This is a genomic window from Candidatus Protofrankia datiscae (genome assembly GCF_000177615.2).
Lineage (GTDB): Bacteria > Actinomycetota > Actinomycetes > Frankiales > Frankiaceae > Protofrankia > Protofrankia coriariae.
On record NC_015656.1, the window covers coordinates 3,446,959 to 3,467,818 of the forward strand.

Genomic DNA, 20,860 nt, shown 5'->3' on the forward strand with positions numbered 1-20,860 from the left:
TGGTCCGGTATTCAGGCTGGTCTAGTACGACAGTGGTCCGGCGCCGGCGCCGGCGAACGGGGACGCCGTGGGCAGCGGCACCATTCCGGTGGCCAGGGCGACGAGATCCGCCATGGCCTCGGCGAAGCGCTGGTGGCCGACGGGGCTGGGATGCAGGCCGTCGGCCGACCACATGGCCGGGTCCGCCCATTCCCGGCTGTCGACGACGTCCAGGCAGAGCGCGCCGGTACGCGCGGAGATCTCCCGCAGGTGCTCGTTCGCCTCGGCGAAACGGCCCCGCAGGAGCTCCTGGAAGGACGCCGGCAACGGGAGGTTGCGGGGGATGTCCGCGTAGGTCGCGGTGAACATCACCGTGTCCGGGCCGGACAGTGTCGTGAATATCGACTCGAGATTCCGCCGGAAGCGGGCCGCGTCGTAGTCCCGGATCAGGTCGTTGACCCCGGCCACGAACCCGATCAGCGGGGCCTTGTTCACCAGCGCGACCCGAAGCTGCCGGTCGACCACGTCCTGGGTGGTCGCGTCGAAGGTCCCCAGGTTGAGGCAGCCGCTGCCCGGAATCCCGAACATCTCGGCGAACCGGGGCACCCAGCCGCGGTACGTCCCGTCCGGGGCGGGGTCGCCCCGGCCCTCGACGAAACTGTCACCGACGACCGTCATCCGTGCTTTCGCCATCATGTTCCCCGATCCATCCCGAGCTGCCCGCGAAAAGATTTCCTGAGTTGGACGCCAGCCCATCCGTCCGTGAAATATTCACACATTGTTCACGTCCCTGTCATTCTATCCGGCAGGTGTCGGCACGGGCATTCGCCAGCAAGCTTCCTCTCAATTGTGCAGAACATCCGAAAGAATGGTCAACGCCAATCCCGGATACCTATTACCCGATCGGAGCGGGCGATCGACGGTACTCGCAGGAAAACCAGATGCCCGTTCCGAGATTTCTTGACGTATTCCGGCGGAGTTCACCGCCCGGCGGGATCCGCCATACCCGCCGACACACCGGATCCGACGGCGGAGAAACCGTCCGCGCGGGACGCCCCGACAACCGGATGCCGGCCCGGAAACGGCCCGGGGATGCCGTTCCAGGCTTCCTCCCGAGCGCACTGGGAACATCGTCGTGCGCTCTTCGGGCTGTCTGGGTACCAGTGTTCGTACGCGGTGCTGACGGAACCCCGGTCAGCTCGCCGCTATGCTGCAGGCGTAGTCGAAGCGGAACTTGGCCACCAGCACGTCGGCGTCGTCATAGAGCAGTGCCTTGCTGTCCAGGTCGAACTGTTCCGCGGCGGTGCTGGCCAGGACCCGCCGTGCCTCTCTTTCGTCCACGGTGGCGATCGCGCGGACCCGGCCGACGGCAGGCTTCCGGAAGGTCGACCGCGCGTCCCGGACCACCGTGTACTCGACCCGGGCGAGGCGCGGTGCCAGTGCGCCGGCCAGGGCGGCGGCCCCGGCGATGTCCGCGGCCAGGAAGAGCGCGCCGGCATGCACCGTACCCAGATGATTGGTGAGGTTCCGGGCCGCCGGAATCTCGACGACCGCGCGGTCCGGCCCCACCTCGGTGATATCGACCCCGACGAATCTGCCGAAGGGCACGAGCGAGTTCGTGATCTCACGAATCCGCTCGTAGTCGACAGCTCCGCTGGTGGCCTCGCTGAATATCGCGTACCCGGTCCGGGCGGGCGAAACCCGCGTGTCACTAGTAGACTGTCGCCGCTAATGTGTGGGGTATAGGTGGCGGAGTTTGGTGCGGGCGTCATCGGTGGTGAAGTGCCAGTTGACTTGGCGCTGGTTGGCGTTGACGGCTGTCTGCCAGGCGTCGAGTTCGGTGTTCAGGACGTCGAGGGTGTCGATGCGGCGGTCGAGGCATTGGCGGGTCAGGGCGGCGAGTTCGATTTCGGCGATGTTGAGCCAGGAGCCGTGTTTGGGGGTGTGGTGGATCTCGAGTCGTTGCGCGAGTGCGAACGCGACGGCCGGGTCGAAGGCCTCGTAGAGCGAGGAGATGTCGTGGGTGTTGAGGTTGTCCATGACCAGCACGACCCGTTCGGCGTCGGGGTAGTCGAGGGTGAGCAGGCGCCTGACGTGGTGTGCCCAGTCGATCCTGGTGCGCCGTGGGGTGGCCTGGACGCGGCGCCAGCCGGCGAGTGGCTCGACCCAGCAGAAGATCGAGCAGGTTCCGTGGCGCACGTACTCGGAGTCCTCTGGAGTGATCCCGCTTCCGTGGACAGCGAACCTGAGGTTCGCTGTCCATAGGGAAGGAGCGTCATGGGGTCAGCTCGCCGGAAGTTCACCCAGGAGTACAAATCCGAGGCAGTAAGGTTGGTGCTCGACTCGGGCCGGTCGGTGACCGAGGTCGCGAAGAGTCTGGGTATCCACGAGACCACGTTGGGAAACTGGGTGAAGAAGGCGAAGGAGAACGGCGAGACCGAGGAGCGGCCGCTGTCGGTGTCGGAGCGCGCGGAACTTGAGGAGCTCCGGAAGAAGTACGCGCAGGCGCAGATGGACATCGCCTTCCTAAAAAAAGCGGCGAGCTTCTTCGCGAGCGAGCAGAAGTAAAGTTCGAGTTCATCTCGATACACGCTCCGAAGAAGCCTGTGTCCGCCGACGGCGCGAACACCTTTCCCGTCGACTACATGTGCAAGAAACTCGACCTGTCCCGACAGGGCTACTATGCGTGGAAGAAACGCGGCCCGTCTCGGAGGGAGAAGGACGACGCCACCTTGTCGACCATGATCAGAGCTGTTTTCGACCGTCACGAGGGGCGGTACGGCGTGCGGCGGATCTTCCACGAGATCCGCCGCCAGGGCGTCGCCGTCGCCTACAAGCGGGTCCAGCGGCTGATGGCGACGATGGGCCTGGTCAGCGTGCATCCGCGTCCCCGCCGGCCGGTGACGACGGTGCAGGCCGCGGACTCCTCATCGCTGCCTGATCTTGTCGGCCAAGACTTCGCCGCGTCCGCACCGAACCAGTTGTGGTACGGCGACATAACATATATTCGCACCTGGGATGGCTGGGTGTACATGGCCTCCGTCATCGACGCGTTCTCTCGGAAGATCGTCGGCTGGGCGGTCGCCGATCACATGCGCACCGAACTCGTTCTCGACGCGCTTCGTATGGCCGTCACCCGCCGGCGGCCACCCGGCGGCGTCATATTCCACGCCGACCGAGGCGGTCAGTACACCAGCCGTGAGTTCGTCGCCTTCTGTCGCGACAACAACGTCCGAAACTCCGTCGGCCGTACCGGGATCTGTTTCGACAACGCCGCGGCGGAGTCCTTCTGGGCCACCCTCAAGAAGGAGTTCGTCCACCTCCACCCGTTCGATACCATAGACCGCGTCCGGGCGGGGATCTTCGAATATGTCGAGATCTACTACAACCGGCAGCGGTTGCACTCCTCGATCGGCTATCTCACGCCTGTCGAGTTCGAGGAAGAATTTGACGGACAAACACTTCGTGCTGCATAGTTAGGACTGTCCACGAAAGTGGGAACCCTCCACTCGCGCCGGTCACGCCCTGGCGTGGCGGGGATCGGGTCGCGGGCGTGGGCCAACAGCTGGTAGGGCTTCTCGTCCATGCACACCACGGGCACGCCCGGGTTGTGGGGCCGGGCGTAGACCGCCAGAACGTCTTCCATCCGCGCGGCGAACTGCGCGTTCGCCCTCGGTGGGATGGTCCAGCACTTCCTCAGATGAGGACGCAACCTCGTTTTTTTAAGACCCGGCCGATGGTGGAATGGTCCAGGCCCGGGATGTCGGCGACCAGCGCGACGTGCTTTTCCAACAGCCGCAGCGACCAGCGTGCATAACCAGCCGGTGGCTGCGAGCATGCCAGCGCGATCAGTCTGGCCTCAACCTCGCCGGTCACCGGGGAAGGCACCGGGGGAAGCTCCCGTGCCTTCCGACCGATCGTGGCCCCCACATCCCCACCGGTCTCGGTGAACCGCTTCGCGACCAGCCGCAGCGTCTCACCCGAGACCCCGACCCGGACCACGAGTTCTTCTTGGGAGGCAACCGGGCCGACCGAGGTGTCCAACGCGAGCAGGACCCGCGCCCGCCGGATCATCGACGCCGGATGAACCCCCGTCGAGGTCACCCGAACCAACTCGTCACGATCAGCCTCGGTCAAGGTGACCGGCCACTTCTTCTGCGAACCCACGACACAGTCCTGACCGGCAGAGGGACGGGGAGACCTGCCAGACCCAACCCTCTCACCCAGACACAAGACACACCAGAACTAAGCAGCGACAGTCTACTAGTTACGTCTGCCATCCCAACACTTTTTTCCTACCGGCCCGTGAACAGATGCCGAACCGGTTACCGGAAGCGGCGGAAAAAGAGGTGAAGTCACCGTGCGGGCAGGAGCGCGCGGGGCAGGAGAGAAGACACCCGCGCCGCCGGCTGTCCGCGCCACCGGCGATGTCGACCGGCCTCATCGGTAAGCGCGCAGCACCCGGCGGGCGATGGACCAGCGCAGCACTTCGGACGGGCCCTCGTAGATCCGGAAACCCCGCGCCTCGACAAGAAAGCGGGCGACCAGTTCGTCCTCGCACACACCGAGCCCGCCGTAGAGCTGGACCACGCGGTCGAGTACCCGCCAGACCGCCTCCGACACGAAGGTCTTGGTGATCGCGGACGCGTGGCGCGCGGCGCCGCTGAGCGCACCACGCTCGTCGATCACGGCGGCTGTCGAGTGGACGAGCGCCCGGGCGGCCGCGATGTCGATCTCGTTGTCGGCGACGTGGGCCTGGGCCATCCCGTGGCCGGCGACCGCCGCCCCGAACGCCTCGCGGCCGACGATCCGCGCCGCCGCCATCTCGTGCGCCCGGATGGCCACCCCCAGCCAGCTCATCGAGAACATGATGCGAGAGGGGGCCAGCCGTGCCTGGATCTGCTCGAAGCCCTTCCCGACCTCGCCGAGCACGGCGTCGTCGGGTACGAAGCAGTCGTCGAAGGTCACTTCGCAGTGACCGCCCGGGGCACTGTGGTCCAGCGTCGGCATGCGGCGGCCGACGGTGAGCCCCGGGTTGTCCTGGTCCACCAGGAAGATGGTCGCGCCGCCGCCGGCGGTGGCGGCCATGCAGATACTGAACGCCGCCCCGTCGGCTCCGGTGACGAAGTGCTTCACGCCGTTGATCTTCCAGCCGCCGGGGGCCTTCTCGGCGGTCGTGCGCAGCATCGTGAGATCCGACCCCGCCCCCGGGGACGGTTCGGACACCGCGAGGGACGAGCGGACCTCACCGCGCGCCAACGGTTCCAGGTACCGCCGCGCCTGCTCAGCGGTGGCGAGGTGGGCGAGCAGGTGGATGTTGCCGTCGTCCGGGGCGGACGCGTTCACCGCGATCGGGCCGATCAGGCTCGCGCCGGCGGCCTCCAGCACGTGCGCCAGGGCACGGGTGTCGAGGCCGAGCCCGCCGTAGGCCACCGGCGACAGCGGGCCGAAGACCCCCGCCTGACGTGCCTCCTCCTGCAGCCGCACCCGCAGCGCGTCGTCCATCGGACGCCCGTCGACGATGATCTCCCGCTCGACCGGGAAGACATGTTCCTGGACGAACGCCTTCGTGCGTTCGGCGATCCGCCGCGGGCTGCTGTCCGCGCCGGGCGCGGCGGACGCGCTGCCCGCGGCGGGTGCGGTGAGTGCGGTGGGTGCGGCGTTCACGGCTGGGCACGCTCCTGGTCTGTGTCGGCGCCGCAGCCGCAGGGGCGGCGGGCGGCGCGTTCTCCTCCTGCCGCGCCGCCCGGTTCACCGGCTCCCCGCTCCCCTGGCCCCCGGTACCAGGGCACCTGGTGATCGAGAAGCGGGGCAGGTGCGGAACGATACAGGCGAATGTCGGCAGATATGGGCGAGAAGCGGTCAGGCGGCCGTGAGCAGCCGCTTGTCCCGCGGCGTCCCAACCTCTTCGTAGAGCTTCTCCAGGTGGCCCGGAGCGAAGAACTCCTCGCTGTGGATGCCCCCGCCGATCATCCCGTAGAACTTCTTCGTGTATTCCGGGCTCTGGCTCGCGGCGCGCAGTACGGAGTCGAAGAAGGGGGGCAGCGGGAGGAGTTCGGAAATCATGCAGGTGAACTCGAAGGTGCTCTTGCTCCGCTCGTCGCGGAGCCTGGCGTACTCCGCCACCGCTTCGTCGATCGGGCGCTCGCCGGCCAGCCCCTCGTGCAGGTGGTCCGCCAGGAGCTGGGCATACACGAAGGCGTCGGTGATTCCCCAGCCGGTGAACGGGTCCTTGTGGTATCCGGCGTCCCCCACCAGCGCCCAGCCCGGCCCGTTGGAGCGGCGGTAGTAGTTGTCCGGGTAACGCATCACCCGGAAGTTCTCCTCCCGCTTCCCCTTCGCCCGCAGTTCCTCACCGAGTTCGGGGACGACCTCGTCGTACACCGCGTGGAAGTTGTTCTCCACGTCGGTGCGGAACGCGCTGAAGTGCTCCCGCCGGCGTAGCAGGGACAGCAGGTTCAGACCGTCGTTGGTCGGCCACGTGCCTATCTGCTGCTCGTTGAAGCCGGTCCGGTGCTGGAAACCCCAGTCCAGGCCACTGAAATACGAGTAGTAGACGAAGCAGCTCGCCGGGACCACCCGGTAGAAGTCAGCCCCGACCTTGTCCGCGATCGTCGAGTTCCGGCCGTCCGCGCCGACGACGAACGACCCGCGGAACTCCTGCTCCGGCCCGTCGCCGAACTGGCCCCGGATACCGGCCGCCCGGCCGTCCTCGAAGATCACATCCTGGACGGTGAACCCCTCGAGGATCTCCGCGCCGGCCGCGCGTGCCGCGTCGACGAGAATGCTGTCCAGGACGGTGCGCCGTGGGGAGTAGACCTCGGTGATGCCCTCGATCGGGTCGGCGAAGCCCTCGATGTGAATGCCGGTGTAGGACATGATCAGGTTTCTTATCGGCGGGACGCCCGACGCCACAAGGCGGTCGAGCAGGCCCCAGTCCCGCAGCCGGGCAAGGCCGGTCTGGTGAATGTAGTGCGTCGAGACGGTGTCACTCGGGAAGGTTGCCCGATCGACGACAAGGACCCGGTGGCCTCGCCTGGCGAGCAGCAGCGCCAGAGGTGAACCGGCGCAGCGCGCACCGACAACGATGACGTCGTACATGAGTAGTGTGCTCCTGTCGTGAACCCGGCGAAGCCCGCGGTGATATTACACACGGCAGTGGTACGAATCGATTTTCCACAACTGTCGGAACGACAGTCAACAACTACTGCCGAGACACATCGTCCGATCGGACGACACAATCAACCCATAATCCGGGAATGGTACGGAAGAACGCCCGAAAAAATACGTGGAGAATTCTCCACCAGTTCACCGGATGGTGGGAGGAGGGAGCGGGAGGAGGGGAAGGAGGGAGGAGGAAGCGGTCAGCCGTACACCGCCGCGATGTCCGCGGCGAATTCGGCCTCGATGACGTTACGGCGCAGCTTCATCGATGGCGTCAGATGCCCGGCGGCCACGGTGAAGTCGCTCGAGAGCACCCGGAACGCCCGGATCGACTCGGCGCGCGAGACCAGGCTGTTCACGTCGTCCACCGCGATCTGGATCTCCGTGAGCAGCTCGGGGTCATGGCTCCAGGAGTCGTCGTCGGCGGCAAGCCCTCGGCTCGCCTTCCAGCCGGCGAGCGCGGCGGGGTCGATCGTCACCAGCGCGCTGACGAAGGGCCGCCCGTCACCCACCACCATGCAGTTGCTCACCAGCGGATGCAGCCGGACGCGGTCCTCCAGCGGAGCGGGCGCGACGTTCTTGCCACCGCTGGTGACCAGGATCTCCTTGCGGCGGCCCGTGATGTAGAGGAAACCGTCGTCGTCCAGCCGGCCGAGGTCGCCGGTGTGCAGCCACGGGCCCTCACCGCCCTGTGTCGCGTCCCGGTCGGTGGGCTGCGGGCTTCCCTTCCAGTACCCCGGCGAGACGTTGAGGCCGCGAATGAGCAGCTCGCTGTCGTCCGCGATCGCCACCGTGGTGCCCGGGATCGGGCGCCCGGTGCTGCCCATCCGGTTGGTGGCCGGAACGTTCACCGTCACCGCCGTCGCGGCCTCGGTCAGCCCGTAGCAGTTGAGGATCCGCACCCCCACCCCGCCGTAGAAGGCCGCGGTCGAGTCGTCGAGCGACGCGCCGCCGCAGATCACATCCTGGAAACGGCCACCGAAGGAGGCCCGTACCCGGCTGTAGACCCGCTCGTCGAACACGGCGTGCGTGGTGCGCAGGCTGTCGTCGACCGGCAGCCCGCGCGCGCTGGCGAGGCCGAACTCGATCGCGACCCGCTCCGCCTCGGCGTCGACCGCACCGGCCCCGCCGGCCGCGGGCACGCGCACCCGCTTGCGGATCTTCTCCAACGCGTACGGCACGAGCGCGAGGAAGCTCGGCCGGAACACCGGGAACTGCCCGATCAGCTCCGGGATGCCCGCCACCAGGCCGGTCCGGGTGCCCCCGTACAGGCAGGCGATGAGGATGGTCCGGCCGAAGACGTGCGACAGCGGCAGGCCCAGCAGGGTCGCCGCCTGCTCCCCGTCGGCGGTGCGGAAGAGGTCACCGGTGTGTTCGACGGTGTTGGCGGAGGACGCGTACAGGTTGCGGTGGGTGAGCATGCATCCCTTGGGCATGCCGGTGGTACCGCTGGTGTAGACGATCGTCGCGAGGTCGTCGGCGCGTACCTTGGCGCGGCGCTCGTCGAACTCGGCGTCCCAGGGCCCGTCCTGGTCGGCGTCCCGCCAGGCCCAGACCGCCGCCAGCGGCCAGGCGCCGACGCGCAGGGCCGCCCCGCCGATCCGGTCGAGCTGGACCCGCTGTTCCTCGGTCTCGGTGAAGCACCAGTTCGCCGCGGAGTCGACCAGCAGATGGCGCACCTGCTGCTCGGATGCCGTCGGATAGATCGGGACCGTGACCGCGCCGATGCTGAGCACCGCGAAGTCCACCACGGCCCACTCGTAGCTGGTCCGTCCCAGCACAGCCACCCGGTCACCGTGCGCGACCCCGTGCGCCAGCAGCACCTTGGCGACGGCCCGGACGTGGTCGGCGAACTGCCGGTAGCTGACGTCCTGCCAGCCGGCGGCGTTCTGCCAGCTCAGCACCGGGCGGTCCGGGGCCAGCCGGACGCCCTCGTCCAGGATGAGGGAGAGGCCCCGATCCCCGGGAAGAACGACGCCGTCCCCGGACTTGTACTGCTGCATATAAACCACCTACTCGCGGCGACGATTTCCGATGTCGAGAAACGAGAACTCACCGGCGACGCCGGGATACGGACGGGCACGAATACGAAGAAAATCCCCGACGAACACCACCACGAAAGCCGTCACAAAAACTTCACCCGTTCACAGCACTCCCGTGGCCGGCCGGTTGGATGACGGATCGGGAACCTGGGGCCGGGCATCGGCGGGCACCTCAGTTAGTATGTGAACCTGTCGGGATGGTGTCAACGTCGATTTGGCAGACCCAATCACCCGATCGGCGGAGACGATCGGTAGCGACGATGTCGGCGTATTCTCTTGGCCAGCCACTTGGCGAACATTTACCGGAACGTTGCCGTGACGTTTACCACCTGGCAATCTCGACTCGTCCGCGCACACACGGATATTACACTGGCGGAACAGCTTCGTGCACGTACGACCAGCCACGAAAAATGTCGGATCTTATCGTACGACCGATTTCTGGAACCCACCGCGAGTGCCGCATGCCACACGTCATGAGATGACCACCGGCAGGGGGATGTTTTCATGAGGCTAGACGGAACACCCGCTTCGACGTCGCGCCGCGACAGTCCTTCGATCCGGCTCGCGCTCGTCTGCGTGGCGACCTTCGTGGTCTATCTGGACGCCAGCATCACTCCGGTCGCCGTGCCGGCGATCCGCGCCGATCTCCACGCCGACGTCACCGCCGCCCAGTGGCTCCTGGACGCCTACACCCTGGGCTTTGCCTGTCTGCTGCTGACCGCGGGATCGGTCGGCGATCGTTTCGGTCGCAAGGCGACCCTGCTGACCGGAACCGCCGGCTTCACTGCCTGCTCGGTGGCCTGCGCGCTCGCCCCGAGCCCGGGAATACTGATCGCCGCGCGCGGCGGCCAGGGCGTGTTCGCGGCAGCGATCGTACCGCTGTCGCTCGCGGTCACCGCCGAACTGTTCGCGGACCCGAGGCAACGGACCCGTGCCATCGGCGTGTGGGGTGGCGTCGCCGGTACGGCGGTGGCACTCGGACCGATCATCGGCGGGCTGCTGGTCCAGACAGCCGGCTGGGAGAGCATGTTCTGGATCAACCTGCCGATCGGCGTGGTGGCGCTCGCCGGCCTGTCCTGGACCCTGCCCTCGTCCCCTCCCCGCCGGCCGTCCCCGAACGGCCGGGCCGTCGACGAACGCCACGACGGCCTGCCCGGCACGGCACCGGCCGGCGGCGTCCGGAGAAACCGGGAAGCCGCCAGCCGGCCGGACACCGTGGGGCAGACGCTGTTCGTGCTCGGTAGCGGATCACTGACGTTCGCGATGATCGAAAGTGGCCGCTTCGGCTGGTCCTCGCCCGTCATCCTCGGGCTCCTGCTCGGCAGCGCCGTGATCCTGACGCTCTTCGTGCTGTGGGAGATCCGTTGCCCACACCCGATGCTCCCGCCGCGCCTGTTGCGCGTTCCCGCGGTCGCCGTGGCCTGCGTCGTGAACTTCCTCGGCCTGTTCGGCATGTATGCGGTGCTGTTCCTGCTGACCGTGTACCTCCAGGAGACCCGGCACCTGTCACCGGTGGAAACCGGGGTGCGTTTCCTGGCGCTCACCGGGTTCCTCGGCGTGGCCTCGATGGGCGCGGCAGCCGTGGTGGCCCGGCTCGGGACCCGCACGACCATGCTCCTGGGCCTGCTCCTCGTGGCGGCCGGGCTCGGCGGACTCACCCTCGTCGAGGAGGCGGGCGGCTATTTCACCTACGGATGGGCGCTGGTGCTGCTCGGCGCCGGCATACCCCTGTCCAGCGGTGTGGTCGCTATCCAGGCGATGATGAGCTCGGTACCGGCCGATCTCGCCGGTACCGCGTCCGGCGCGATGAACACGTTCCGGCAGTTCGGGGCCGTCTTCGGGGTGGCGCTCGCGGGTGTCCTCTCGCCACAGCGGGGTGATGCCGTCACCTCGATGAACGTCACCTTCATCGTCGCCGCGGCCGGGGCGCTGGCCGGTGCCGTCGTGACGGTGATCGTGCTACGCGAACGGGGCGATCACGCCAGCCGGGCCGTACCCACGGCGGAGCCACAGCAGCCGAGCGTCGCGTGACCTCGACCAGCCCACCGTCACCGGCCTGCCGTCAGGGATTTCCGTTCCACCTGTAAGCCACACCTCCTTGACTCGTACGCCTACCAGGCGCACACTCAGGACGTGACGATGATCAAAAGTTCCCGCATCGCTGTGCGCCTGCCTGAAGAGCAGGATGCGCTGATCCGCGCGGCAGCCGAGGTCGAAGGCTCGACCGTCACCGAGTTCACCGTGAATGCGGCCGTAGCCAGGGCCAAGGACGTCCTGGCAGACCAGCGCCTGTTCACACTGGGGAGCGAGGCATGGACGGAGTTCCTCACCATTCTGGATCGTCCGGTTACCCGCAAACCGCGCCTGGAACGCCTGTTCACCGAGAAGTCGATCTTTGAGTGAGTGGTTACTCCGCACCCAGGCCGATCGCCGCGGCTGATGACCTGTCGACCTTTGACAGCGGCGAGTCCTCACTGGACGACTGGTTGCGCCGACGGGCGTTGGGTAACCAGACAGCGGGAGCCTCCCGCTGCTTTGTCACGTGCCGTGACGGACGTGTCGTCGGCTACTACGCCCTGGCTACCGGAGCTGTACAGCGGCTGGACACCAGCCGACGCATCGGCCAGGGCATGCCCGATCCCGTCCCGGTCATTCTGCTGGGGCGTCTCGCCGTCGACGTCAAGGAACAGGGCCGGGGTCTGGGCGCCCATCTGTTACGCGACGCGATCACCCGCACCGTCGCGGCAGCGGAGATCGTCGGTGTGCGAGCCCTGCTCGTACACGCGCTGCACGACCAGGCTCGGCAGTTCTACCTGTATTTCGGGTTTGAACCGTCTCCCACCCATCCGCTCCATCTGTTCCTTCTGATGAAGGATGCCCGGGCTCTGACCAGAGGCGACACATCCGGGTAGCCGGCCTTGTCGGGTAGCGAACGGGCATCCACGGCACTCAGCCGGTTCGACTGCCAGCTCACGGCGGCGGAACCTGTCGACATCAACGAGACGAAATCTTGTAGAAACTACTGAGTGTTCTGCTCTGGGGCGTCGCCCGGCTGCCCGGCTGCCAGCGACGGCGGGTTGATCCAGGCAGGTGCGGGTAGCGCCGGCTGGGCCGGTGACCGGCGCCGGCCGGCGCGGCCAGGAATATCCCGCCGGCCGAACAGCCGTCCATGCCGCTTTCCGGACAGCTCCGTTCTCGGAAATGAAAATCCGGGAAAATGGAAAAGCCCGTTCACCCACTGTGGGGCAACAGAACGTTCACCAGCGGTCCACCGTTCCGTGGTCCTGTTCCAGCGGATGTCGGCGTATCGTCCGATGACGAGCGTCCCGGATGCGGGACGAGCCGGGGCCGTGCACGGGCGACATGCGGAATACCGCGGCCGACATACAGCAGACGGAGCACCCGGAGACAAAAGCGCGGTGGGAGACAGAGGAGGGCGAGCCTGTGCAGGTGAACGGCACGCGGGAGGAGTCCGCCGCGCAGAACCGCATTCGGGAACTACGGCAGCTGCTGGATTACGGTCTACAGGCCGGAATCGGGGTCGGCCACTCACTCGGTATCACCCTCGAGTCGGTGGACGAGGGCCGGACGGTCTACACGCTCGCGCCCTCACCAGCCACGGCCAACGCGATGTATACCGTGCACGGCGGAGTTCTCGCGACCCTCATGGACACCGCCATGGGGAGCGCGGTCTTCACCAGGCTCCCCGACGGGATTCTTTACACCACGCTCGAGCTGAAGGTCAATTTCGTCCGGTCGGTGAAACTGGACGCGGACCAGCTCACCTGTGAGGGTCTGGCGATCCACGTCGGCAGACGGACCGCGCTCGCGGAAGCGCGCGTCACCGACCCCGCCGGAAAGCTGATAGCCCACGGAACGAGCACCTGCCTGCTGCAGCCCGTGGACACGGCCCGAAACGCGCAGTAGCCGACTGTCCACCCTGCCACGGTGCGGGTGGGACACCTACCGTCACAATCGCGCCAGGTGCTCCAGGGTCTGTTCTGGTGAGCTGTGCAGGATCGCCTGCCAGCCGCGGGCCTGGGCGGCGGCGCAGTTGACCGGTGTGTCGTCGATGAGCAGGCACTGCCGCGGCGTCGCGCCGAAGGTGTCCTCAGCCAACTGGTAGATCTCCGGGTCGGGCTTGCGGAGCCCGATCTCGTGGGAGTTGATGATCATCTCGAACACGCCCGCGTCGGGCATCAGCGCCGCGCGGTGCGGTTCCCACTCGGCCACGCTGTTCGTCAGCAGCCCCACCCGCAGCCCCCGGCGCCGGCAGTCGGCCAAACAGCCGAGCAGGGCGTTGTTCATCCGTCGCCCCTCGTACCAGTGGTCGCCGAAACGGGTCAGATCGACCCGTGGCGTCCACTCCGGGGCAAGCGCCGCGGTGACCCGCAGGCCCCACTCGTGTTGCGTCATCAGCCCGCGTTCCAGCGGTTCGATCATCCGCATGCCGCGCTCGCCGGCGACGGCGTCGATGGCCGACCGCAGGTCCGCGGCCGGCACCCCCGCCGCGGCCACGAACCGGTCGAACGCCTCCGGGATGGGGGAGGTCAGCACACCGCCGAAATCGCACCACACCACCGAGATCTCCACCGGCGACGGGCGCCGGCCGACGGACCGGGCATCGTCAGCCACGTCCGCCTCCCGGGACATCGGCCGGAGGCGCAGCCGCCGGCAGCACGGGCTGGCCGGCGCGGGGCCGGCCGCGGGCGGTCCCGGGAATCATCCGAGAATACCCCTGGGAATCCACGTGTCGAACCGGGCGGCCGGTGCGGCAATGTGCACCGGGCCGGCGAAGACCTGGCGGGCGTCGGCCTGCCGGGCCGCCAGCCACCGCGAGTCGGCGGAGATGAAATGGGTCAGGACGAGTTGCCCGGCGTCTGCCTCGGCCGCCGCGGTACCGGCGTCGGTGGCGCACAGATGACCGTGCGGCCCGTTGTCGGCGAGTTCCAGGGTGGCTTCGGCCAGCAGCAGGTCCACGTCGCGGGCCAGGGGGATCAACGCGTCGGTCCAACCGGTGTCGCCGGTGTAGGCGAGGCTGCCCGTCGGGCCGTCCAGCCGGACACCGCAGTTGGGGATGGCGTGCCGCAGCGCATGCATGCCGATCGTGCAGTCACCTACCGTGAAACTCTCGCCCGGGACGTACTCCCGTACGTCGAAGGCGAGGTCGAACGCCCTGTCCAGCAGCGGAATGGTCGCCACCGGAAAAAGCTCCGCAAGCTTGCGCAGGGTCGCGCGCCCACCAGCCGGCACATAGAGCGGGATCGGCGTGAGCAGGGCGGCGTCAGCGGCGTCCCGGATCTCCGGCAGGGTGGGGAAAGACGCGCCATACCGCGCGTGCCGGCTCAGGAGAGTTTTTCCGATCGGCAGCAGATCGTAGCAGTGGTCCAGATGGAAATGGCTGATCACTACCGCGTCCAACATTTTTGGATGCCCTATCGAGCTGAGCGCCAGCGCCACACCGGGACCGCAGTCCAGCAGGATCCTGGTGCTGTCGGTGCTCACGAGATAACCCGAACTGCCCTGGCCACCGGAAGGCATTCCCGAACGGCAGCCGAGGACGGTGAGATGCATCTGTGGAATATCCGATCTTCTGGAATACCGGAATCCAGGGACCCCGGAGTACTGGTGTGGTGTGGTGTGGTGCGCCGAGGCGCTCCGACGGCGCAGTGCGTGGATCTTCGTGATGCCGTCGGGGAACTTTGGAGTTTGGGAATTGGGGGCGCACGGTTCCCCCCGGTTCCAGCGATGTTGCTGGCAGCCCGCGTCCCTGGCAACGAGCAACTTCCAGACGTACGATCACGAACGCTTATCGTTACTGCTCACGGCCTTCGTCCGGCCTTCATCGCCGCTCACCAGGCCGGGTGTGCCGCTGGGATGCCGTGCCCCGGCCGCGGGGTGTGCGTCGGGTACGCCTGGCAGACCCCGGCACCGTGGACATCCGTCCAGGAGCCGGCGCGACGCTCGTCAGCGGTCTGCGGCCTGGAACCCCTTCGGCGGGTATCGCCCCGCGGTGACGCAGGCCCGCAGCGCCGTGGAGTTCACAGCACCCGGCAGGGCGGAGGCGAGGGCCGTTCTCAACGGTCCTCGGCATCCCAACGGTCCTTGGCGATGCTCTGTCCGCTGTCTTCGTGGCGGGTCAGAGTCTTCGTGGCGGGTCAGACCGGCAGCGGACCGGCAGCGGTTCGGCCACCGCCTGAGCGGCGTCCGACACATTACGGCGGGACGTTCACCGGCCGCTTTCCCCAGCTTTCGTCCAGCCCGCCACGGCTCGGTGGTGAACGAAGCACGAAGCGACGACAAATGATGTGGGAATCCTGCCCACGAACCATCGGATCCGCCCTCGTCCGATAGCTTTCCCGAATGGATCGATACGATCGGAAAATAACCATTGACGGCCTTCGGCACGCCGCCGAACAATTTTGCCGATGACGGCGTTCACGGCACACCGGGCGCGATTCGCCCACTGGCCACCCAGTGCGCACATCCCAACCGATGGTCACCGGAGACGGCGACACGAAGAAACGGCGACGAGAAGAAGGCGACGGCGCGAAGAAGGCGACGGCCGACTCTTCGTGGACAGAGGGAGGCCGCATGGTCACCAGCACGTTGCACGATGCGCTTGACCGGGTCGCCGCCCACGGCAGGGACACCCGGGTCGACTTCCCGTCCGAGCCGGCGTCGATCACCCTCGGTGAGCTCGCTGACTCCACCCGCGTGATGGCGCGCTCGCTGGCCGCGGCAGGCATCGGGCCTGGCAGCCGGGTCGGAATCTTCAGCCAGAACGCGCCCGAATTCCTCCAGGCGCTGTTCGCCATCACCAGGACCGGCGCGGCGGCCTGCCCGTTGCCGCTGCCCACGGCGGCCTGGGATCTGGCGGGGCACGCGCACCGGCTGGCGCGGATCGTGTCGGTCGCGGGCATCCGCGATGTGATCGTCTCCTCCCGCTTCCGGGGGCTGGCCAGCCGTTTCGACGGCGCCGTGGGCGATGTGGCCTTCGTCTGCGCCGGCGATCTGTTGGCAGCCGCGCCTCCGTCCGGGCGGCTGCCCCTGGTCGACGCGGCCGAGATGGCCATCGTCCAGTTCACCTCGGGAAGCACCGCCGCTCCCAAGGGGGTCCGGCTTACCCACGCCAACACGCTCGCGGGCATCGAGGCGATCAGTGAAGGGATCGCCCTCGGCCGGGACGGTGACGGAGGCGGGAGCTGGCTGCCCCTCTTCCACGACATGGGCCTGTTCGCGACCCTGTCCGCGATCCTGCGCAACGTCCCCATGACGGTGTGGTCACCCGCGTCCTTCGTCAAGGACCCGGCGCGATGGCTGCGCCAGTTCCTGGCGTCCGGGGCGACGATCTCCCCCGCTCCCAACTTCGGCTACGACCAGTTGGTCGCGGCCGTGCCCCCGCTGGAGGTGGCGGGGCTGGACATGCGGCACTGGTGGGTCGCCTTCAACGGTGCCGAGCCCGTCGCCCTGGCGTCGGTCGAACGGTTCCTGGAACACTTCGCGCCGGCCGGTTTCGCCCCTGAGGCGATGTTCCCGGTGTACGGGATGGCCGAGGCGACGCTGGCGGTCACCTTTCCTCCGCTGGGCCGGCCGCCGGTGTCGGTCTGGGTCGACCGGGACCTGCTGGCCAACGCCGGGCGCGTCTGGCAGGTGCCCCCCGGGCATCCACACGCGCGGGCCGTCGTCGCTGTGGGCCAGCCGGTACGCGGAGTCGACCTGCGGCTCTCCGGCCCCGATGCCGGCAGGCTGCCCGTCGACGACCAACAGGTCGGCGAGATCGAGATTTGCGGGGATCCGGTGACGTCCGGCTATCTGCTGGCGGAGGGGACCGACGACGACACCTTCACCGCGGACGGTTGGCTGCGCACCGGAGACCTCGGCTTCCGGCTGGATGGCGACGTGTTCGTCACGGGACGAACAAAGGAAATGATCATCGTTCATGGGACGAACTTCTACCCCGAGGACGTCGAAGGCATCGCCCGCGACATCCCTGGGGTCTTCAAGCGCCGCTGCGTGGCCGTTGCCGGCCGCACCCATGACAGCGATCGTGACGGCGGCCGAGACGGACGCGGCAAGGGTGCCGACGGAAGCGACGGCGACGGGACGGAAGTGATCATTCTGCTCGCGGAGACGAGTCTCGACGACCCGGCCGCGCGTGACCGGCTCGCCGGTGACCTGCGCGCCCAGATCACCGGAACACTCGGCCTGTCCGACCTGGCGGTACACCTGGTGCCCCCGAGCACGCTCCCCCGCACATCCAGTGGCAAGTTCCAACGCCTGGCCATCCGCGAACAATCATGGAAGTCCCCGCTCTGACATCGCGGGCCCGCCGCCCAGTTCTCCAGCGCAACAGAGCCCGATGTAACAGGGCTTAACGCAACAGAGCCCGATGTAACAGGGCCCGATGTAGCAGCCCGATGTGCTCCGGCCACGAAGCCCGCACGCCCGTGACCCCCGCGCGGGCAGCCCGGGCCGACCCGGCCCTGAAGCCCGCAGCAGCCCGCACGCGAAGTCCGCGAAGGAAGCCGATGCACAGTTACGATGTCTTCCGCCAGTACGAACGTCATCAGTGGCAACTCGCCGACCTGCCGTTCGACGAGATCGATCGTGACCTGGTCGACCCCGACTACGTCACGCTGGCGAAAAGCGCGGTGATGGGCGAGTCGAACTCGATAGCCGCCCAGCACGGCTTTTTCAACGAATTCGTCGATGACTACGACTTCTCCGCGTTCGTGGCGATCTGGGGTTTTCAGGAGCTTCAGCACCACTACGCGTTCCGGGCCTGGCTGAAAGCTCTGGACGTCCACATCGACGCGGCTCCGGTCGAAGCGATGCGGGAACCGTACGCGCCCGGCACGACACCGGCCGCCACCCTCGCGACAAATATCATTTCGGAACTGACGGTGAACCACATCTACCGGGCCGTCTCGGACTGGGTGGCCGAACCAGTGCTGCGGACAATCATGCGGGACGCCAGCCGGGACGAGGCAGCCCACGCCCGCGAGTTCATCTACTTCGCCCGCAGGCGGCTGGCCGCACATCCGCGGGAGCTGCCGTCGGTGCTCGAAACGCTCTATGTGTACACCTCCGACACACGGATCAGGCATCCGGTGAGCGCCTTCAAAAGCGAGCTGCCAGAACTGCGCGAGCACGAAACGATAGATACCGGCTTCGAGTTCTTCCTGACCAAGGTCGGCGGTGCCGGCGAACTCGACCGCCTCCAGGTGAAGATCCGCCGGGCCTTCGGCGCCCTGACCGGTCTGGACCTCGCCAGCAACGCGCGTATCCGGCGCGCGCTGGCCGAAGCACTGGTATGACACCGGCCGTATCCGGTCCGGCCGGTCTGGCCAGCGGGACAGATCCGGCCAGAGATCGCGTGACCATCCTTTTCGCGCCGTCAGCAACCCTGTGCTGTGGGGCAAAATATGTTTTGGAGCAAAATTGTCCGTCACTCATGAACAGATCGTCGCTGTTGTCACCGACATCGTGACCGGCGAACTCGGCCTCGCCGCCAACAGCGTGGCCCCGGCCACCGACCTCCGCTCGATCGAGGGGGCTGACTCGGTCAAGGTACTCCGGATGATCTCCAGAATCGAGCGGCATTTCGACATCGAACTGGAGGACGAAGACGTCTTCGGCATCTCCTCCGTCCACGACATCGCGCTGGTGGTGGCGAAGGTCCTCACACCGGATCCGTCATGACGACGATCACGGGCTCGAGAACGGACACCGCCCTCGCCGACACCAACCAGCACTACGACCTCGACCCGGAGATCTTCGGCCTCTTCCTCGACCCGTCGCGCAAGTACAGTTGCGGGCTGTACCGGTCCGAGACGGACACCCTGGCGGACGCTCAGATCAACAAGCTGCGCTTCGTCGCCGAGCGCCTGGGGCTGCGAGGCGGCGAGCGGCTGCTCGACGTGGGCTGCGGCTGGGGCTCCCTGCTGCTGTTCATGGCGCGGGAACACGCCTGCCGGGCAACCGGCATCAGCCCGGCGGCCCGCCAGCACGCCTACATCAGCGGCCGGGCCCGTGAACTCGGCGTGGCCGACCAGGTCAGCACCTGGCAGGGGCATTTCGAGGAGATCGACCTGCCTGCCGGCAGCTTCGACGCGGTGACCATGCTCGGATCCATCGTGCACATGCCCGATCTGACCGCCGTGTTCGCGAGAGCCCGGACACTGCTGCGTCGCGGTGGCACCCTTTACGTGTCGGAAAGCTGCTTTCGCAACGCGGCCGCGCACGGGGCATTCCACCGTCGCGCCGGCACCCGGTTCGTCGGCGAAACAATCTTCGGTTGGGGAGACATGCGCCCGCTGTCCGACCTGGTCCGTGGCGCCGAGGACGCCGAGGACGCCGAGGACGCCGAGGACGCCGGATTCTCCATCGTCGGCCTGGACGACCTCACCGCGGACTACCGCCGCACGATCGATGACTGACTGACGAACGTCCGCTCCGCCACCGACGACATCGAACGGATCCGACCGGGTCTTGCCGGCGAACTCGAACGCTACCTGGAGATCGCCAACGCCGGGTGGGGTTACACCACCAAACACTACGCCCTGACGTGCCGGAAGGCACGATGACGGAGTACCGGGCGTGAAAAAAGCACGATCACGGCGCCTTTGGGCCTTTGTCAGGGGCACTCCGGCCTGCTGGACCAGGGCATATTCCCCGACCTGCGACACTGTCGCCGCCCCGGCCCGGTGGCCGTCTGTCGGGCCAGCAGGAATGTTGGACAAGCGGTGGGAGGATCGATGACCGTCGTGGACGGAACCCCGGCGGCAGCGCCGTCCGAACAGGATGTGAGCCGGCTCCTGCCGGCCGCCGACATCGAGCATGCGGTCACCTCGTTCATGGCTGCCTCGCCATCGGCACGCCGCTTCGACGTGGAGGGCGACTTCGACTGGAGCAGTGCGGACTGCGGGAGACTGACCGAGGGGCAACGGTCCGCGGTCCGTTTCGTCACTCTGATCGAGGACCACCTTCCCGGCTACTTCGCTCTCTACAACCGGTTCTTCCCCCTCGACGAGGATGTCGACCCGGCGGACTTCGTCCGTAACCGGGAGCTGTACCACTTCACGGTCCGCTGGGCGCAGGAGGAGGACACTCATGCCCGCGCTCTCTTCCGCTATCAGGTGGCCTCCGGGCTCGCCGAACCCGAACGGCTGCGTCTCGAGCTCGCCGAGGAAGGCCGGCGGAGGTTCATCCTGCCCTTCGACAGTCCGGTCTCGCTGTTCACCTACACCCTCGTGCAGGAGAAAGCGACGCAGCTCTACTACCAGCAACTCCGCGCCGTGATCGACGAGCCGGTTCTCGCGGAGATCCTGAACCGGCTCAGCCGGGACGAGGCCCGTCACTTCTCGTTCATGGCAGACATGCTGGAGCGATATCTGATCCGGTATGGCGACGCCGTCGTGGAACCGATTCGGGACGTGATAGCGAACTTCCGGATGCCACTGGCGGACACCATCAAGGGCTACTGGCGGTGGGCGCTGCGGATCGCGGACACCGCACGATACGACCATACCGACGCCTACGAACATCTGATCCGGGTCATCAGGCACGCCGTCGACGCACCATCGGACCGGGTGGAGGCGTTGACCCAGTTCATCTCCGCCTGCCGCGCCCCGGTGTAAACCCGTTCCGCACCACCGCGTGGGCGGGCCACC

The 20,860-nt window shown here is 67.4% G+C and carries 18 protein-coding genes and 2 pseudogenes; 11 read left to right on the forward strand and 9 right to left on the reverse strand.

The window, feature by feature from the left end:
* Window positions 1–21 precede the first annotated feature (21 nt).
* From FSYMDG_RS14310 to FSYMDG_RS14320, 3 genes and pseudogenes are all read right to left on the reverse strand, one after another.
* On the reverse strand, window positions 22–672 hold the full coding sequence (locus tag FSYMDG_RS14310) for an SGNH/GDSL hydrolase family protein (RefSeq protein ID WP_013874126.1): 651 nt from the start codon (window positions 670–672) through the stop codon (window positions 22–24).
* A 501-nt stretch (window positions 673–1,173) separates the two neighbouring features.
* The gene (locus tag FSYMDG_RS14315) at window positions 1,174–1,587 is read right to left on the reverse strand and encodes a PaaI family thioesterase (protein WP_013874127.1); all 414 of its coding nucleotides are present in this window, start codon (window positions 1,585–1,587) and stop codon (window positions 1,174–1,176) included.
* A 120-nt stretch (window positions 1,588–1,707) separates the two neighbouring features.
* A pseudogene (locus FSYMDG_RS14320) lies at window positions 1,708–2,217 on the reverse strand (transposase); the annotation flags it as partial.
* Window positions 2,218–2,256: 39 nt separating this feature from the next.
* Here FSYMDG_RS14320 and FSYMDG_RS28600 point away from each other — a divergent pair.
* Both FSYMDG_RS28600 and FSYMDG_RS14330 read left to right on the forward strand, forming a co-directional pair.
* Entirely contained in the window at window positions 2,257–2,547 is a 291-nt protein-coding gene (locus FSYMDG_RS28600; protein ID WP_043602641.1) for a transposase, read from the forward strand.
* A gap of 17 nt (window positions 2,548–2,564) precedes the next feature.
* A complete protein-coding gene (locus FSYMDG_RS14330; protein ID WP_237703111.1) occupies window positions 2,565–3,455 on the forward strand; it encodes an IS3 family transposase in 891 nt (296 codons plus the stop codon).
* 220 nt (window positions 3,456–3,675) lie between these two features.
* On the opposite strand, the gene FSYMDG_RS14335 is transcribed toward FSYMDG_RS14330, so the two are convergent.
* From FSYMDG_RS14335 to FSYMDG_RS14350, 4 genes are all read right to left on the reverse strand, one after another.
* Window positions 3,676–4,146, reverse strand: a complete 471-nt coding sequence (locus FSYMDG_RS14335) for a helix-turn-helix domain-containing protein (protein ID WP_043603661.1) — start codon at window positions 4,144–4,146, stop codon at window positions 3,676–3,678.
* A gap of 273 nt (window positions 4,147–4,419) precedes the next feature.
* Window positions 4,420–5,646 carry an acyl-CoA dehydrogenase family protein gene (locus FSYMDG_RS14340; protein ID WP_013874128.1) on the reverse strand — a complete coding sequence of 409 codons (1,227 nt, stop codon included), beginning with the start codon at window positions 5,644–5,646 and terminating at the stop codon, window positions 4,420–4,422.
* Window positions 5,647–5,841: 195 nt separating this feature from the next.
* The gene (locus FSYMDG_RS14345) at window positions 5,842–7,080 is read right to left on the reverse strand and encodes an NAD(P)/FAD-dependent oxidoreductase (protein ID WP_013874129.1); all 1,239 of its coding nucleotides are present in this window, start codon (window positions 7,078–7,080) and stop codon (window positions 5,842–5,844) included.
* Window positions 7,081–7,343: 263 nt separating this feature from the next.
* Window positions 7,344–9,146, reverse strand: a complete 1,803-nt coding sequence (locus FSYMDG_RS14350; RefSeq protein ID WP_013874130.1) for an AMP-dependent synthetase/ligase — start codon at window positions 9,144–9,146, stop codon at window positions 7,344–7,346.
* A gap of 543 nt (window positions 9,147–9,689) precedes the next feature.
* Here FSYMDG_RS14350 and FSYMDG_RS14355 point away from each other — a divergent pair.
* The 4 genes from FSYMDG_RS14355 to FSYMDG_RS14370 all read left to right on the forward strand — a co-directional run bounded on the left by FSYMDG_RS14355 (window position 9,690) and on the right by FSYMDG_RS14370 (window position 13,112).
* Entirely contained in the window at window positions 9,690–11,216 is a 1,527-nt protein-coding gene (locus tag FSYMDG_RS14355) for an MFS transporter (protein ID WP_013874131.1), read from the forward strand.
* Between the two features lie 108 nt (window positions 11,217–11,324).
* Complete coding sequence (locus FSYMDG_RS14360) at window positions 11,325–11,588, forward strand: DUF1778 domain-containing protein (RefSeq protein ID WP_013874132.1); 264 nt, start codon at window positions 11,325–11,327, stop codon at window positions 11,586–11,588.
* Window positions 11,585–12,097 carry a GNAT family N-acetyltransferase gene (locus FSYMDG_RS14365; protein WP_013874133.1) on the forward strand — a complete coding sequence of 171 codons (513 nt, stop codon included), beginning with the start codon at window positions 11,585–11,587 and terminating at the stop codon, window positions 12,095–12,097. Before FSYMDG_RS14360 ends, FSYMDG_RS14365 begins: the two co-directional genes overlap by 4 nt.
* Window positions 12,098–12,629: 532 nt before the next feature.
* Window positions 12,630–13,112, forward strand: coding sequence for a PaaI family thioesterase (locus FSYMDG_RS14370; protein WP_043606559.1), 483 nt, complete (start codon window positions 12,630–12,632; stop codon window positions 13,110–13,112).
* A gap of 42 nt (window positions 13,113–13,154) precedes the next feature.
* Here FSYMDG_RS14370 and FSYMDG_RS14375 read toward each other — a convergent pair whose 3' ends face one another.
* Together FSYMDG_RS14375 and FSYMDG_RS14380 are read right to left on the reverse strand one after the other, a co-directional pair.
* Window positions 13,155–13,820, reverse strand: a complete 666-nt coding sequence (locus FSYMDG_RS14375; protein WP_013874135.1) for an HAD family hydrolase — start codon at window positions 13,818–13,820, stop codon at window positions 13,155–13,157.
* 87 nt (window positions 13,821–13,907) lie between these two features.
* Window positions 13,908–14,759, reverse strand: coding sequence for an MBL fold metallo-hydrolase (locus FSYMDG_RS14380; protein WP_013874136.1), 852 nt, complete (start codon window positions 14,757–14,759; stop codon window positions 13,908–13,910).
* A 1,020-nt stretch (window positions 14,760–15,779) separates the two neighbouring features.
* On the opposite strand from FSYMDG_RS14380, the gene FSYMDG_RS14385 reads away from it, so the two are divergent.
* The 5 genes and pseudogenes from FSYMDG_RS14385 to FSYMDG_RS14405 all read left to right on the forward strand — a co-directional run bounded on the left by FSYMDG_RS14385 (window position 15,780) and on the right by FSYMDG_RS14405 (window position 20,827).
* Window positions 15,780–17,504, forward strand: a complete 1,725-nt coding sequence (locus FSYMDG_RS14385) for an AMP-binding protein (protein WP_013874137.1) — start codon at window positions 15,780–15,782, stop codon at window positions 17,502–17,504.
* A gap of 212 nt (window positions 17,505–17,716) precedes the next feature.
* Window positions 17,717–18,505, forward strand: a complete 789-nt coding sequence (locus FSYMDG_RS14390) for a ferritin-like domain-containing protein (protein ID WP_013874138.1) — start codon at window positions 17,717–17,719, stop codon at window positions 18,503–18,505.
* A gap of 124 nt (window positions 18,506–18,629) precedes the next feature.
* Complete coding sequence (locus FSYMDG_RS14395; protein WP_013874139.1) at window positions 18,630–18,890, forward strand: acyl carrier protein; 261 nt, start codon at window positions 18,630–18,632, stop codon at window positions 18,888–18,890.
* A pseudogene (locus FSYMDG_RS14400) lies at window positions 18,887–19,774 on the forward strand (SAM-dependent methyltransferase). The gene FSYMDG_RS14395 and the pseudogene FSYMDG_RS14400 overlap by 4 nt, the downstream one beginning before the upstream one ends.
* A 171-nt stretch (window positions 19,775–19,945) precedes the next feature.
* Window positions 19,946–20,827, forward strand: a complete 882-nt coding sequence (locus FSYMDG_RS14405) for an acyl-ACP desaturase (RefSeq protein WP_013874140.1) — start codon at window positions 19,946–19,948, stop codon at window positions 20,825–20,827.
* The last annotated feature ends 33 nt before the right edge of the window (window positions 20,828–20,860 follow it).